General features: G+C 64.4%; 8 protein-coding genes and 3 rRNA genes. 2 read left to right on the top strand and 9 right to left on the bottom strand.

Going from position 1 to position 14,841, the window contains the following annotated elements; translation table 11 throughout:
• Positions 1-80: 80 nt before the first annotated feature.
• The 8 genes from OHS81_RS32320 to OHS81_RS32285 all read right to left on the bottom strand — a co-directional run bounded on the left by OHS81_RS32320 (position 81) and on the right by OHS81_RS32285 (position 10,974).
• Positions 81-953, bottom strand: coding sequence for a DUF881 domain-containing protein (locus tag OHS81_RS32320; protein WP_443058878.1), 873 nt, complete (start codon positions 951-953; stop codon positions 81-83).
• A 164-nt stretch (positions 954-1,117) separates the two neighbouring features.
• Positions 1,118-1,450, bottom strand: coding sequence for a small basic family protein (locus OHS81_RS32315; RefSeq protein ID WP_003984969.1), 333 nt, complete (start codon positions 1,448-1,450; stop codon positions 1,118-1,120).
• Positions 1,447-2,379 carry a DUF881 domain-containing protein gene (locus OHS81_RS32310; protein ID WP_328389130.1) on the bottom strand — a complete coding sequence of 311 codons (933 nt, stop codon included), beginning with the start codon at positions 2,377-2,379 and terminating at the stop codon, positions 1,447-1,449. The genes OHS81_RS32315 and OHS81_RS32310 overlap by 4 nt, the downstream gene beginning before the upstream one ends.
• A 75-nt stretch (positions 2,380-2,454) precedes the next feature.
• Positions 2,455-4,950, bottom strand: coding sequence for a mannose-1-phosphate guanyltransferase (locus OHS81_RS32305; RefSeq protein WP_328389128.1), 2,496 nt, complete (start codon positions 4,948-4,950; stop codon positions 2,455-2,457).
• A 120-nt stretch (positions 4,951-5,070) separates the two neighbouring features.
• A complete protein-coding gene (locus OHS81_RS32300) occupies positions 5,071-5,679 on the bottom strand; it encodes a CDP-alcohol phosphatidyltransferase family protein (RefSeq protein WP_088796473.1) in 609 nt (202 codons plus the stop codon).
• A 148-nt stretch (positions 5,680-5,827) separates the two neighbouring features.
• A 5S ribosomal RNA gene (gene rrf / locus OHS81_RS32295) occupies positions 5,828-5,944 on the bottom strand.
• A 74-nt stretch (positions 5,945-6,018) separates the two neighbouring features.
• Positions 6,019-9,140, bottom strand: a 23S ribosomal RNA gene (locus OHS81_RS32290).
• 305 nt (positions 9,141-9,445) lie between these two features.
• Positions 9,446-10,974: ribosomal RNA gene (locus OHS81_RS32285) — 16S ribosomal RNA — on the bottom strand.
• The 16S, 23S and 5S rRNA genes sit together here, the layout of an rRNA operon.
• Positions 10,975-11,573: 599 nt before the next feature.
• Here OHS81_RS32285 and OHS81_RS32280 point away from each other — a divergent pair.
• Positions 11,574-12,023, top strand: coding sequence for a PTS sugar transporter subunit IIA (locus OHS81_RS32280; protein WP_328389126.1), 450 nt, complete (start codon positions 11,574-11,576; stop codon positions 12,021-12,023).
• 76 nt (positions 12,024-12,099) lie between these two features.
• Complete coding sequence (ptsP, locus tag OHS81_RS32275; protein WP_328389124.1) at positions 12,100-13,770, top strand: phosphoenolpyruvate--protein phosphotransferase; 1,671 nt, start codon at positions 12,100-12,102, stop codon at positions 13,768-13,770.
• Positions 13,771-13,869: 99 nt separating this feature from the next.
• Here the strand turns inward: ptsP and OHS81_RS32270 are convergent, their stop codons facing one another.
• Positions 13,870-14,793 carry a hypothetical protein gene (locus OHS81_RS32270; protein ID WP_328389122.1) on the bottom strand — a complete coding sequence of 308 codons (924 nt, stop codon included), beginning with the start codon at positions 14,791-14,793 and terminating at the stop codon, positions 13,870-13,872.
• Positions 14,794-14,841 lie beyond the last annotated feature (48 nt).

Raw genomic sequence — 14,841 nt, 5'->3', positions numbered from 1 at the left:
TCCACCACACACCACACGCACGGTGCGTCGACCCCCCGCTACCTCATGCCCTCGCCGGGCACTCGACATACGTGTACGCCTCACTGCGATGACGACCGAGCGTAGTCAGGCCGCTTCGCCTCTCGCAAGGCGTCCACAATGATCTTCTCCTCACGGGTCACAGACACCTTGGCCTGCTCCTTTTCCAGCGTCTGGACCACTCCACCGGGGATGTTCAGCGCCGGTTCCAGGTCCTGCGGCTTACCGATCACCTTGAAGCGGTACGGCTGCACGACGCGCTTGCCGTCGATCCCCACGCCACCCCGGAGATCCGAGAGAGAAGTGTTGGCGACGACCCGGACATCATTGACCTGGATGGCCTCGGCGCCGGCCGCCCGCAGCTCCTGGATGGTGTCCAGCAGCTTGTCCGCCTCGACGGAGTGCGTGGGGTCGTCGATGGTCAGGCTGATGCCGGGCCCTTGCGCCGCGACGGTCCCGGCCAGCACACCCAGCTGCTGTTCCTTCTCCACGGTCTGCTTACGGGCCTCCTCGGCCTGGTCCGAGCTGTTCGCCAGCTCGGTCTTCTGCCCTTCCAGGCGCCGCTGTTCGTCGGTCAACCGCTGGGAGCGATTGTCCAGCTCGTCCAGAATGCGCACCAAGTCCTCCTGACGCGCACCCCGCAGCGCACTGCTGTCACTTGTGGAACGTACCTGAATCGCCAGGCCGAGGCCGAGAATGAACAGGAGCAACGCAACGATCAGTTGAGCCCGGGTCAGCCGCGGCGGCCACAGGCTCGCCACCAGCCGCTCCCGACCGCTCTTCGGGCGCTCCGCACTCCCGTTATCGGCAACCGCCTCCGGAGTCGAGGAGTCTGCCCCTTTGTCGGCCTTCTGTCCAGCACTGTCCGGTTCCGGAGCTTCGGTATCTTCCTCGGCCTCCGACCACTCCGGCGTGGTCCGGCTCTCGGGCGGCATCGGCCGCCGGCCGGCCGGGCCGCTGTCCTGGTCCCGCTCCGGCTGCTCCGACTCCTTCTCCGGCTCGGTCTTCTCCTCGGGCTCCGGCTGCTTCTCGGGCTCCGGCTGTTCCGCCTGCTCCGGCTTCTTCTCCGGCTCCGGGATCTCCTCCGTCGACATCCGCCTCACGCCCGGAAGACGTGCCGGCGAATCGCGGCGGCGTTGGAGAAGATCCGGATACCCAGCACCACGACGACGCCGGTGGAGAGTTGGGCACCGACGCCCAACTTGTCACCGAGGAAGACGATCAGCGCGGCGACGACGACATTCGACAGGAAGGAGACCACGAAGACCTTGTCGTCGAAGATGCCGTCCAGCATCGCGCGCAGACCGCCGAACACGGCATCCAGCGCCGCGACGACAGCGATCGGCAAGTAGGGCTCGACCACCGTCGGCACCACGGGTCGGACGACAAGCCCGACCACGACTCCCACGATGAGGCCCAATACGGCGATCACGATGTGCCCTTCCCTGTGTCGGTGCCGTCCGCCTTGGCGGCACCGGCCTGCGGCTTTGCGGTACGTACGATCAAACTGGGCGCGGGCGTCAGCCTGACCTCGTTCTCCACGGAAATCCTGGTGCGTACCCCGTAGTTCTCCTGCAGCACGTGGAGGTACTGACCGTCGGCGCTGTCCTGGAAAGCGGTGCTCAGCCGTTGCCCGTCCCCCACCGCCAGCACCGTATAAGGCGGCGCCAGTGGCTTGTTGTCGACCAGTATGGCGTCTCCTGCGGCTCTGATCGCCGAGAGTGACGTAAGCCGCTGTCCATTGACGGAGATGGCCTCCGCACCGGACGCCCACAGGCCGTTGACCACGCGCTGCATGTCTCTGTCGCGTACCCGCCCGGTGTCCGAGAAACCACTGCTCTCGCGCGGTCCGCCGCCGCTGGACTCCGCGTCCTTGGCGTCGTCCACGACCAGTTTCACGCCAGGTCCGGAAACCTGGGTCGAACCGGACAGCAGGGCCAGCAGTTCCGCTTTGTCGCTGCCGTGCTGCTTCAGCGCCTCGCGCTGCATCTTGCTGACGTCGTCCCGGAGGGCATCGACCCGCTGCTGCTGCCGGTCCGCCTCGCCGGTGCCCTTCTGGATGCGGTTGATCAGCTCTTCGCGCTCCTTGGCGAGCGTCGGTGCGGATATCCGCGCCTGCGCCGCACCCACCGTCACCACCAGCGCGGCGAGCACCAGACCGGCCGCGAGGCCCAACTTCGCCCGCAGGGTACGCGGCAGACCGCGCACCCCGGCCTCGGACTTCCGGGCGGCCGCCTCGGCGTATCCGTCGTCGAGGCTGTGATCCATCACATTGGTCAGCAGCGACATGGACGCATCGGGGCGCGCGGCCGAGGTATTCGGGTTGCTCCGATCGGGGCGCTGCTGCGACATGCCGCACATCGTCGCACGTCGGCCGCGTGGTCTCCCAATGGCCCCACCGGCGTGCCGAGGCACGGGCCGCCGGTGGGGTCCGGGTCAGCGTCCCGCGCTGTCCACCACTGCGGACCATTCGTCCAGCAGCTGCTGGGCGGAGGCGTCGTCCGGCCCTTCCGCCCACAGGTGGGTGACCGCCTCAGCGGGGTCGGGCAGCACCAGGACCCAGCGGCCGTCGGGCTCCACGACCCGTACGCCGTCGGTGGTGTCCACGTCCCGGTCACCGGCCGCCTCGACGACACGCCGCATGACGAGCCCCTTGACCGCCCAGGGGGTGGCCAGGTCACGGCGCTGGACGTGCGCCCGCGGGATCCGTGCGTCGATCTGGCTCAGCGTGAGCTGGGTGCGGGCCACCAGGCCGATCAGCCGGACAAATGCGGCAGCGCCGTCGAAGACGCTGCTGAACTCGGGGATGATGAAACCGCCCCTGCCGTCCCCGCCGAAGACGGTGCCGTCCTCGCGCCCCACCCGGGTCAGATCGTCGGGCGAGGTCGTCGTCCACTCCACCTGCGTCCCGTGATAAGCCGCCACCTGCTCCGCGATCCGGGTCGTGGTGACCGGCAGCGCCACCCGCCCGGTGCGCCGCTCGGCCGCCACCAGATCCAGCATCACCAGGAGCGCACGGTCGTCCTCGATGATCCGGCCGCGCTCGTCCACGAGGGAGAGCCGTTCGCCCACGGGGTCGAAGCGCACACCGAAGGCGGCCCGGGCCGATGCCACGATCTCGCCGAGCCGGACGAGCCCCGAGCGCCGCGCGTCGGGCGTCTCGGTCGGCCGGGACTCGTCGAGCCCGGGGTTGATCGTCAGGGAGTCCACGCCGAGCCGTCCCAGCAGGCTGGGCAGGACCAGGCCCGCGCTGCCGTTCGAGGCGTCCACGACGACCTTCAGCCCGGACTCGCTGATGCCCGTGATGTCCACGGCCCGCAGCAGGGAACCGGTGTAGGAGTCGAAGACGCTGGCCGGGAAGATCAGATCGCCGATCTCGCCGGGGAAGGCGCGACGGTACTCCTGGCGCGCGAAGACCCGGTCGAGCTTGCGCTGCCCGGCCTGCGAGAGGTCCGCGCCCCGCTCGTCGAAGAACATGATGTCCACGGAGTCCGGCACGCCGGGCGTCGTACGGACCATGATGCCGCCGGCGCTGCCGCGGGCGGTCTGCTGGCGGGCGACGGGCAGCGGGACGTTCTCCAGGTCGCGTACGTCGATGGCGCTGGCCTGCAGTGCGGAGATCACCGCGCGCTTGAGGGCCCGGGCGCCACGGGAGTGGTCGCGCGCGGTGGTGACCGTGGAGCCCTTCTTGAGCGTGGTGGCATAGGCGCCCGCGAGTCGTACGGCGAGTTCCGGCGTGATCTCGACGTTGAGGATCCCGGACACACCGCGGGCGCCGAACAGATGCGCCTGGCCCCGGGACTCCCAGATCACCGACGTATTGACGAATGCGCCGGCCTCGATGGTCTTGAACGGGTAGACCCGTACATTGCCCTGCACGATCGATTCTTCACCGATGAGGCATTCATCGCCGATGACGGCGCCGTCCTCGATACGGGCGGCCCGCATGATGTCGGTGTTCTTGCCGATCACGCAGCCGCGCAGATTGCTCTGCTGCCCGATGTAGACGTTGTCGTGCACCACGGCACGGTGCAGGAAGGCACCACTCTTGACGACGACATTCGAGCCGACGACGGTGTGCTCCCGAAGCTCCGCATCCGCTTCGATCTTGGCGTAGTCGCCGATGTACAACGGCCCGCGGAGCACCGCGTCGGGGTGGACCTCGGCGCCCTCGGCGACCCAGACGCCCGGCGAGATCTCAAAGCCGTCGATCTCGACATCGACCTTGCCTTCGAGCACATCGGCCTGTGCCTTCACATAGCTTTCGTGTGTGCCGACGTCTTCCCAATAACCCTCGGCGATATAGCCGTAGATCGGCTTGCCTTCCTTCATGAGCTGCGGAAAGACATCGCCCGACCAGTCGACCGGCACATCGGGCTCGAAGTAGTCGAAGACCTCCGGCTCCATGACGTAGATACCGGTGTTGACGGTGTCCGAGAAGACCTGGCCCCAGGTGGGTTTTTCCAGGAAACGTTCGACCTTGCCGGCCTCGTCCACGATGGTGATGCCGAACTCGAGCGGGTTGGGAACCCGTGTGAGACAGACGGTGACGAGGGCGCCCTTTTCCTTGTGGAACCTGATCAGATCGGTGAGATCGAAGTCAGTGAGGGCATCACCGGAGATGACGAGGAAGGCGTCGTCCTTGAGGGCTTCCTCGGCGTTCTTCACGCTGCCTGCGGTACCGAGTGGCTTTTCCTCATTGGCGTAGGTGAGCTCCATCCCGAGCTCTTCGCCGTCGCCGAAATAGTTCTTGACGAGCGAGGCAAGGAATTGCACGGTTACGACGGTCTCATTGAGACCATGCCGTTTCAGCAGCCTGAGTACATGCTCCATGATCGGCCGGTTGGCGACCGGAAGCAGGGGCTTGGGCATGCTGGACGTCATGGGGCGAAGGCGTGTTCCTTCGCCGCCGGCCATCACAACGGCCTTCATGTCGGAAGCGTCCTCCTCTAAGAGACGACGGTCTTGCCGACTTCACCTGTCCAAATCACCCGCTGATCCTGTTTTACGTACGGGCGCCGGGCCCTGACACAACCTGCCGGTTCGGAGAGTTCAGTCGGCCGTGGCGTCCGCCCTGATGATTCGACGGACCTGGACCACGTAGAGGATCCCTGCCCACCAGTAGAGGGCCGTACCCCATCCTGCGAACGCCCATCCGAAAACAGTGGCGAGTTCGTGAAGCCAGCCCCTCCGGTCGCTCAGGAGGAGCAACGGGAAGGCATACATCAAGTTGAACGTAGCCGCTTTGCCCAGGAAGTTCACCTGGGGAGGCCCGTAACGGTGGCGTCCGAGGAAACCGACCGCGATGAGCAGCATCAGCTCGCGCGCCAGCAGGGCCGCGGTCAGCCAGAGTGGCAGGATCTCGCGCCATGTCAGACCGACGAGGGTCGACAGGATGTAGAGGCGGTCGGCGGCCGGGTCGAGGATGCGTCCGAGGCTGCTGATCTGGTTCCAGCGCCGGGCGAGTTTGCCGTCCAGGTAGTCGCTGACGCCGCTCAGAGCGAGGATCAGGAGCGCCCAGAGGTCAGCGTTCGGGCCACCGAATTCCGGCCACAGGATCAGCCACAGGAACACCGGCACGCCAACGAGACGGGCCATGCTCAGGATATTCGGGATGGTGAGGACGCGATCCGTCTGGACCCGCGTCTCCTGGACCTCCACGCGGGGGCCTCCTGTGGGGGAAATGTGCCAACGATGCCCCCTGACCTTACCTGCCCCCCCGGCCGGGCCGTCCCCCGGGTCCCCAGATCACGACAAAGCAGAAAAGCCCCGCGGGAATGTTGGTTCCCACGGGGCTTTCTTAAAATTTGTTCGGCGGCGTCCTACTCTCCCACAGGGTCCCCCCTGCAGTACCATCGGCGCTGAAAGGCTTAGCTTCCGGGTTCGGAATGTAACCGGGCGTTTCCCTAACGCAATGACCACCGAAACACTATGAAGTTAACCAACCCGGCATCATCACAGGTCGTTACTTCAGAACCTACACAGTGGACGCGAGCAACTGAGGACAAGCCCTCGGCCTATTAGTACCAGTCAACTCCACCCGTTACCGGGCTTCCATATCTGGCCTATCAACCCAGTCGTCTACTGGGAGCCTTAACCCCTCAAAGGGGGTGGGAGTACTCATCTCGAAGCAGGCTTCCCGCTTAGATGCTTTCAGCGGTTATCCTTTCCGAACGTAGCCAACCAGCCATGCCCTTGGCAGGACAACTGGCACACCAGAGGTTCGTCCGTCCCGGTCCTCTCGTACTAGGGACAGCCCTTCTCAATACTCCTACGCGCACAGCGGATAGGGACCGAACTGTCTCACGACGTTCTAAACCCAGCTCGCGTACCGCTTTAATGGGCGAACAGCCCAACCCTTGGGACCGACTCCAGCCCCAGGATGCGACGAGCCGACATCGAGGTGCCAAACCATCCCGTCGATATGGACTCTTGGGGAAGATCAGCCTGTTATCCCCGGGGTACCTTTTATCCGTTGAGCGACGGCGCTTCCACAAGCCACCGCCGGATCACTAGTCCCTACTTTCGTACCTGCTCGACCCGTCAGTCTCACAGTCAAGCTCCCTTGTGCACTTACACTCAACACCTGATTGCCAACCAGGCTGAGGGAACCTTTGGGCGCCTCCGTTACTCTTTAGGAGGCAACCGCCCCAGTTAAACTACCCACCAGACACTGTCCCTGATCCGGATCACGGACCCAGGTTAGACATCCAGCACGACCAGAGTGGTATTTCAACAATGACTCCACCATGACTGGCGTCACGGCTTCAAAGTCTCCCACCTATCCTACACAAGCCGAACCGAACACCAATATCAAGCTATAGTAAAGGTCCCGGGGTCTTTCCGTCCTGCTGCGCGAAACGAGCATCTTTACTCGTAATGCAATTTCACCGGGCCTATGGTTGAGACAGTCGAGAAGTCGTTACGCCATTCGTGCAGGTCGGAACTTACCCGACAAGGAATTTCGCTACCTTAGGATGGTTATAGTTACCACCGCCGTTTACTGGCGCTTAAGTTCTCAGCTTCGCCACACCGAAATGTGACTAACCGGTCCCCTTAACGTTCCAGCACCGGGCAGGCGTCAGTCCGTATACATCGCCTTACGGCTTCGCACGGACCTGTGTTTTTAGTAAACAGTCGCTTCTCGCTGGTCTCTGCGGCCACCACCAGCTCAGGAAGTAAATTCCATCACCAGCAATGGCCCCCCTTCTCCCGAAGTTACGGGGGCATTTTGCCGAGTTCCTTAACCATAGTTCACCCGAACGCCTCGGTATTCTCTACCTGACCACCTGAGTCGGTTTAGGGTACGGGCCGCCATGAAACTCGCTAGAGGCTTTTCTCGACAGCATAGGATCATCCACTTCACCACAATCGGCTCGGCATCAGGTCTCACCCTCATGTCATCCGGATTTGCCTGGATGACGGGCTACACCCTTACCCCGGGACAACCACCGCCCGGGCTGGACTACCTTCCTGCGTCACCCCATCACTTACCTACTACCACCTTGGATCAGCGGCTCCACCACTCCCCTTTGTCCGAAGACTCCAGGGCGGCTTCACGGCCTTAGCATTAATGGATTCGATATTGGGCGCTTCAAAGCGGGTACCGGAATATCAACCGGTTGTCCATCGACTACGCCTGTCGGCCTCGCCTTAGGTCCCGACTTACCCTGGGCAGATCAGCTTGACCCAGGAACCCTTAGTCAATCGGCGCACACGTTTCCCACGTGTGTATCGCTACTCATGCCTGCATTCTCACTCGTGAACCGTCCACAACTCGTTTCCACGGCTGCTTCACCCGGCACACGACGCTCCCCTACCCATCACAGCCTCCGTTGGGAGTATTGCTGCAATGACACGACTTCGGCGGTGTGCTTGAGCCCCGCTACATTGTCGGCGCGGAATCACTTGACCAGTGAGCTATTACGCACTCTTTCAAGGGTGGCTGCTTCTAAGCCAACCTCCTGGTTGTCTCTGCGACTCCACATCCTTTCCCACTTAGCACACGCTTAGGGGCCTTAGTCGATGCTCTGGGCTGTTTCCCTCTCGACCATGGAGCTTATCCCCCACAGTCTCACTGCCGCGCTCTCACTTACCGGCATTCGGAGTTTGGCTAAGGTCAGTAACCCGGTAGGGCCCATCGCCTATCCAGTGCTCTACCTCCGGCAAGAAACACACGACGCTGCACCTAAATGCATTTCGGGGAGAACCAGCTATCACGGAGTTTGATTGGCCTTTCACCCCTAACCACAGGTCATCCCCCAGGTTTTCAACCCTGGTGGGTTCGGTCCTCCACGAAGTCTTACCTCCGCTTCAACCTGCCCATGGCTAGATCACTCCGCTTCGGGTCTTGGGCACGCTACTCAACGCCCTATTCGGACTCGCTTTCGCTACGGCTTCCCCACACGGGTTAACCTCGCAACATACCGCAAACTCGCAGGCTCATTCTTCAAAAGGCACGCAGTCACGACGCACCGAGCAAGCTCGATGCGCGACGCTCCCACGGCTTGTAGGCACACGGTTTCAGGTACTATTTCACTCCGCTCCCGCGGTACTTTTCACCATTCCCTCACGGTACTATCCGCTATCGGTCACCAGGGAATATTTAGGCTTAACGGGTGGTCCCGCCAGATTCACACGGGATTTCTCGGGCCCCGTGCTACTTGGGTGGTTCTCAAACGAGCCGCTAATGTTTCAGCTACGGGGGTCTTACCCTCTACGCCGGACCTTTCGCATGTCCTTCGCCTACATCAACGGTTTCTGACTCGTCGACCGGCCGGCAGACCGATCAAGAGAACTCCCACAACCCCAACCACGCAACCCCTGCCGGGTATCACACGTGACTGGTTTGGCCTCATCCGGTTTCGCTCGCCACTACTCCCGGAATCACGGTTGTTTTCTCTTCCTGCGGGTACTGAGATGTTTCACTTCCCCGCGTTCCCTCCACACTGCCTATGTGTTCAGCAGCGGGTGACAGCCCATGACGACTGCCGGGTTTCCCCATTCGGACACCCCCGGATCAAAGCTCGGTTGACAGCTCCCCGGGGCCTATCGCGGCCTCCCACGTCCTTCATCGGTTCCTGGTGCCAAGGCATCCACCGTGCGCCCTTAAAAACTTGGCCACAGATGCTCGCGTCCACTGTGCAGTTCTCAAGCAACGACCAGCCACCCACCACCCCAACCCGAAGGCTGAGTTCACTGGGGCCGGCATCGCGAAGGTCCAGACTCACAGTCCGTACCCTCAGATACCCAACAACGTGCCCGGCCCACTCAACCCCCAGATGCGTTCCACGCCGAAGCAGTACTAACTTCCAGAGAATCAAGTGTGCCGAATAGTCAACGTTCCACCCATGAGCAACCAGCATCAGACATTCGCTGATGTACTGGCCTCTGACCCGGACAAGTCCGAGTAAGAAGTGCTCCTTAGAAAGGAGGTGATCCAGCCGCACCTTCCGGTACGGCTACCTTGTTACGACTTCGTCCCAATCGCCAGTCCCACCTTCGACGATTCCCTCCCACAAGGGGTTGGGCCACCGGCTTCGGGTGTTACCGACTTTCGTGACGTGACGGGCGGTGTGTACAAGGCCCGGGAACGTATTCACCGCAGCAATGCTGATCTGCGATTACTAGCAACTCCGACTTCATGGGGTCGAGTTGCAGACCCCAATCCGAACTGAGACCGGCTTTTTGAGATTCGCTCCACCTCGCGGTATCGCAGCTCATTGTACCGGCCATTGTAGCACGTGTGCAGCCCAAGACATAAGGGGCATGATGACTTGACGTCGTCCCCACCTTCCTCCGAGTTGACCCCGGCAGTCTCCTGTGAGTCCCCATCACCCCGAAGGGCATGCTGGCAACACAGAACAAGGGTTGCGCTCGTTGCGGGACTTAACCCAACATCTCACGACACGAGCTGACGACAGCCATGCACCACCTGTACACCGACCACAAGGGGGACCCTGTCTCCAGGGTTTTCCGGTGTATGTCAAGCCTTGGTAAGGTTCTTCGCGTTGCGTCGAATTAAGCCACATGCTCCGCTGCTTGTGCGGGCCCCCGTCAATTCCTTTGAGTTTTAGCCTTGCGGCCGTACTCCCCAGGCGGGGAACTTAATGCGTTAGCTGCGGCACGGACGACGTGGAATGTCGCCCACACCTAGTTCCCAACGTTTACGGCGTGGACTACCAGGGTATCTAATCCTGTTCGCTCCCCACGCTTTCGCTCCTCAGCGTCAGTATCGGCCCAGAGATCCGCCTTCGCCACCGGTGTTCCTCCTGATATCTGCGCATTTCACCGCTACACCAGGAATTCCGATCTCCCCTACCGAACTCTAGCCTGCCCGTATCGAATGCAGACCCGGGGTTAAGCCCCGGGCTTTCACATCCGACGTGACAAGCCGCCTACGAGCTCTTTACGCCCAATAATTCCGGACAACGCTTGCGCCCTACGTATTACCGCGGCTGCTGGCACGTAGTTAGCCGGCGCTTCTTCTGCAGGTACCGTCACTCTCGCTTCTTCCCTGCTGAAAGAGGTTTACAACCCGAAGGCCGTCATCCCTCACGCGGCGTCGCTGCATCAGGCTTTCGCCCATTGTGCAATATTCCCCACTGCTGCCTCCCGTAGGAGTCTGGGCCGTGTCTCAGTCCCAGTGTGGCCGGTCGCCCTCTCAGGCCGGCTACCCGTCGTCGCCTTGGTAGGCCATCACCCCACCAACAAGCTGATAGGCCGCGGGCTCATCCTTCACCGCCGGAGCTTTCCACCACCAGACCATGCGGTCGGTAGTCGTATCCGGTATTAGACCCCGTTTCCAGGGCTTGTCCCAGAGTGAAGGGCAGATTGCCCACGTGTTACTCACCCGTTCGCCACTAATCCCCTCCCGAAGGAGGTTCATCGTTCGACTTGCATGTGTTAAGCACGCCGCCAGCGTTCGTCCTGAGCCAGGATCAAACTCTCCGTGAATGTTTACCCGTAATCGGGTGAAACACACACGAGAGCGGAACAACCAGACGGAATAGGTCCGGTCGTTCACAGCGTCCTCGCTGTGTGTGCCACCCCGACCGCATGGGCCGTGGTGGACTTTCAAAGGAACCTCATCCCCCGGATGTTTCCGGTGGACGGGGTATCAACATATCTGGCGTTGACTTTTGGCACGCTGTTGAGTTCTCAAGGAACGGACGCTTCCTTGGGATTCCCTCTCGGGTTTCCGCCGGGCGCTTCCCTTCGGTGTTTCACACTCTATCAGGCCTTTTCCGGATTTCGAACCGCTGCTTTTCTGCAGGCAAGCAGAAAAGCGCAATTCTTGAGTCGCGATCAAGACGCTAGGAGTGCCGCCCACCTCAGCCGGACGCAGTTGAATGCGTCCTTGCTGTCCGGGGCAGGTCTCAGACAGTACAGCTCTGCTGTGGGCGAGGCAAATCGATTCGGCGTGACGCGCGGTGGGCAACCGGCGTCTCTCATGCGGAACCGTCAGTTCTTATGACTTACGCTTCTGAACGGTGCGCCGTCCAGGACAGGTAGTGACGGCGGCCTGATGAATCTCCACCCCTGGGAGGCTTCCCATGACCACCGTGACGTCCCCTCTTACCGGACGCGCCATCGGACTCGCGGCTGTGCCCGATCCGGTGTTCTCCGGAGCGATGGTGGGTCCCGGTACCGCCATCGATCCGGTACGTGAGCCGTCTGCTGCGGTTTCGCCCGTGGACGGCGTTCTCGTATCACTGCACCCGCACGCGTTCGTCGTCGTCGACTCCGAGGGGCACGGTGTGCTCACCCACCTCGGTATCGACACCGTTCAGCTCAATGGCGAGGGCTTCGAGCTGCTCGTGAACAAGGGTGACACCGTCGCTCGTGGGCAGGAGATCGTGCGCTGGAACCCGGCCGCGGTCGAAGAGGCCGGAAAGTCGCCGGTGTGCCCGGTCGTCGCGCTGGAGGCCACCGCCGATTCGCTCGGTGAGGTGAGCGAGGCCGGCGATATCAAGGCGGGCGACCAGCTCTTCTCCTGGCAGTAGCCGGGCGCCGTCCCGTACGGCAGGACGACATCCATCGCGGCGGCCCGGACCGCCGCATCAACCGGAGACGGGTGCAATGGAGACAACGCTGCGAGGCGTCGGCGTCAGCCACGGCGTGGCGATCGGCGAGGTGCGGCACATGGGCACGGCGGTCCTGGAGCCGCCGGCCAAGCAGATCCCTGCGGACGAGGCGGAGCGCGAACAGGGGCGTGCCCGCCAGGCCGTGGAGGCTGTCGCCGCTGACCTGATAGCGCGGGGCAACCTGGCGGGCGGCGAGGCCCAGGCCGTGCTGGAGGCCCAGGCCCTGATGGCTCAGGACCCCGAGCTGATCGCTGATGTCGAGCGGCGGATCGCCGTCGGGTCCACCGCCGAGCGTGGTGTGTACGACGCGTTCGCCGCCTACCGGGCACTGCTTGCAGGTGCGGGTGAGTACCTCGCGGGCCGGGTGGCCGACCTCGATGATGTGCGCAACCGGATCGTCGCCCGGCTGCTCGGTGTGCCGATGCCGGGTGTGCCGGACAGCGATGAGCCGTATGTGCTGATCGCGCGGGATCTGGCGCCGGCCGACACCGCGCTGCTGGACCCGACGCTGGTGCTCGGGTTTGTGACCGAGGAGGGCGGGCCGACCAGCCACAGCGCGATTCTTGCGCGGGCGCTGGGGGTGCCGGCCATCGTTGCGCTCCCGGGCGCGGGTGAGCTCGTCGAGGGCACGGTCATCGCCGTCGACGGCAGCACCGGTGAGGTCTTTGTCGAGCCGGGCGCCGAGAAGCGGGCGGCGCTGGAGCAGGCCGCGGCGGAGCGGCGGGCGGCGCTGGCGGCGTCGTCCGGTCCGGGTGCCACCTCCGACGGGCACAAGGTGCCGCTGCTGGCGAATGTCGGTGGTCCCGGTGATGTTCCCGCGGCGGTCGAGGCCGGGGCCGAGGGTGTCGGGCTCTTCCGTACGGAGTTCTTGTTCCTGGACGACAGCAAGAAGGCGCCGTCCGAGGAGAAGCAGGTCGGGGCGTACCGGGCGGTGCTGGAGGCGTTTCCGGAGGGCCGCGTGGTCGTGCGCGTTCTGGACGCCGGGGCCGATAAGCCGCTGGAGTTCCTGACGCCGGGCGATGAGCCGAACCCCGCGCTGGGTGTACGGGGGCTGCGGACCCTGCTCGACCACCCGGATGTGCTGCGTACGCAGCTCACGGCGCTGGCCAGGGCGGCCGAGGGGCTGCCGGTCTATCTCGAGGTCATGGCGCCGATGGTGGCGGACCGGATCGACGCCAAGGCGTTCGCGGATGCTTGCCGGGAGGCCGGGCTGCGGGCGAAGTTCGGAGCGATGGTGGAGATTCCGTCCGCGGCGCTTCGGGCACGGTCGATTCTCCAGGAGGTGGAGTTCCTTTCGCTGGGGACCAACGACCTGGCGCAGTACACCTTCGCCGCCGACCGTCAGGTGGGTGCCGTCTCGCGTCTGCAGGACCCCTGGCAGCCGGCGCTGCTGGACCTGGTGGCGGCTTCGGCCGAGGCGGCGAAGGCCGAGGGCAAGAGCTGTGGTGTCTGTGGTGAGGCGGCCTCCGATCCGCTGTTGGCGTGTGTGCTGACGGGGCTCGGTGTCACCAGTCTTTCGATGGGGGCGGCGTCGATTCCGTACGTACGGGCGACGTTGTCCAAGCACACGCTGGCGCAGTGCGAGCGGGCGGCGGCCGCGGCGCGTGCCGCGGACACCGCCGACGATGCGCGGGCTGCCGCGCAGGCGGTGCTCTCCGGGGAGTGATCCCGCGCGGCGCGGTGCGTCGCAGTCAGGAGTGTTGATGGCCGTCCCGCCCTTGTGGCGGGGCGGCCATGGTGTTTGGGGGCCGGGTGGGTGGCCCGGTCAGTGGCTGTGCGGGTCGGGTGGGGGTGTGAGGGGGAGGCCGGGGGCGTAGTCGACGCCGTGCTCGGGTGGGATCGGTTCGCCGGTGTCGGCGTCGGTGCAGTAGGCGGTGAAGACCTCGGCGGCGCCGAGGGGGCGGGGCCAGGAGTCACCGAGGGTCCAGCCGCGGACCGTGTCGTGGGTGCGGTCGCCGGTGACGTCGCGGGCGGCGGGAGCGGTGGTGCGGGAGACGAGGCCGCCCGGGCTGCGCAGGGCGAAACCGGCGGCGAGGACCGTGCAGAAGACGAGGGTTTCGGATTCGGCGAGTTGGGGCCGGGCGCCGTCGCTGCTGGTGGCGTGCAGGACGGCCAGGAGGGACGGCTCGCCGGCCGCGACGGAGCAGACGAGGTGGTGGGTGCCGTCGCCGAGGGAGGCCAGGAGCGCCTGGAGGGCCTGGGTGGCGCGGGCGAAGGCGGCGCGGGCGAGGTCTTCGCCGCACTCCTCGCAGCTGCCGGCGCGGGCCAGGACGCCCGAGGCGTGGTCCCAGGTCGCCTGGCGGTCGGCTTCTTCGACGAGGAGCGGCAGCAGCTCGGTCAGCGGTTCGCCCTGGTAGGTCAGCGTGGCGCCGGTGCGGGCGACCTCGGCGGTGTAACGGCTGCGGCTGTCGGGGCGGTCGGGGTCCAGGGCGAGGTCCGCGCAGTATTTCTCGTAGGCGGCCGGGTCGAAGAGACTGAGGGTCGTGAGCACGCCCTGGGCGGCGAGGCTGCGCAGCAAGGTCTCCACCTGCTGGAGGTAGCTGCGGTGGTCGTCGAAGGGGAAGGTGGGGTAGCGGCGCATGGCCGTGAAGTCCTGTTCGTCGGCCAGGACGGCGGCGCTACTGGGGATTTCGCGGCGTAGTGCGCGGCGGGCGGTGGACGGGTCGGTGGGCCGGGATGCGGATGTCATGACTCCCCCTGAGTGAGATGCGCCGGCTCTGTGTGAGCGGTGGCGGCC

This window comes from Streptomyces sp. NBC_00400 (assembly GCF_036048035.1).
Classification (GTDB): domain Bacteria; phylum Actinomycetota; class Actinomycetes; order Streptomycetales; family Streptomycetaceae; genus Streptomyces.
Note: the sequence above shows the minus strand (reverse complement) of the source record. Positions and strands in the feature narration are given on the sequence as shown.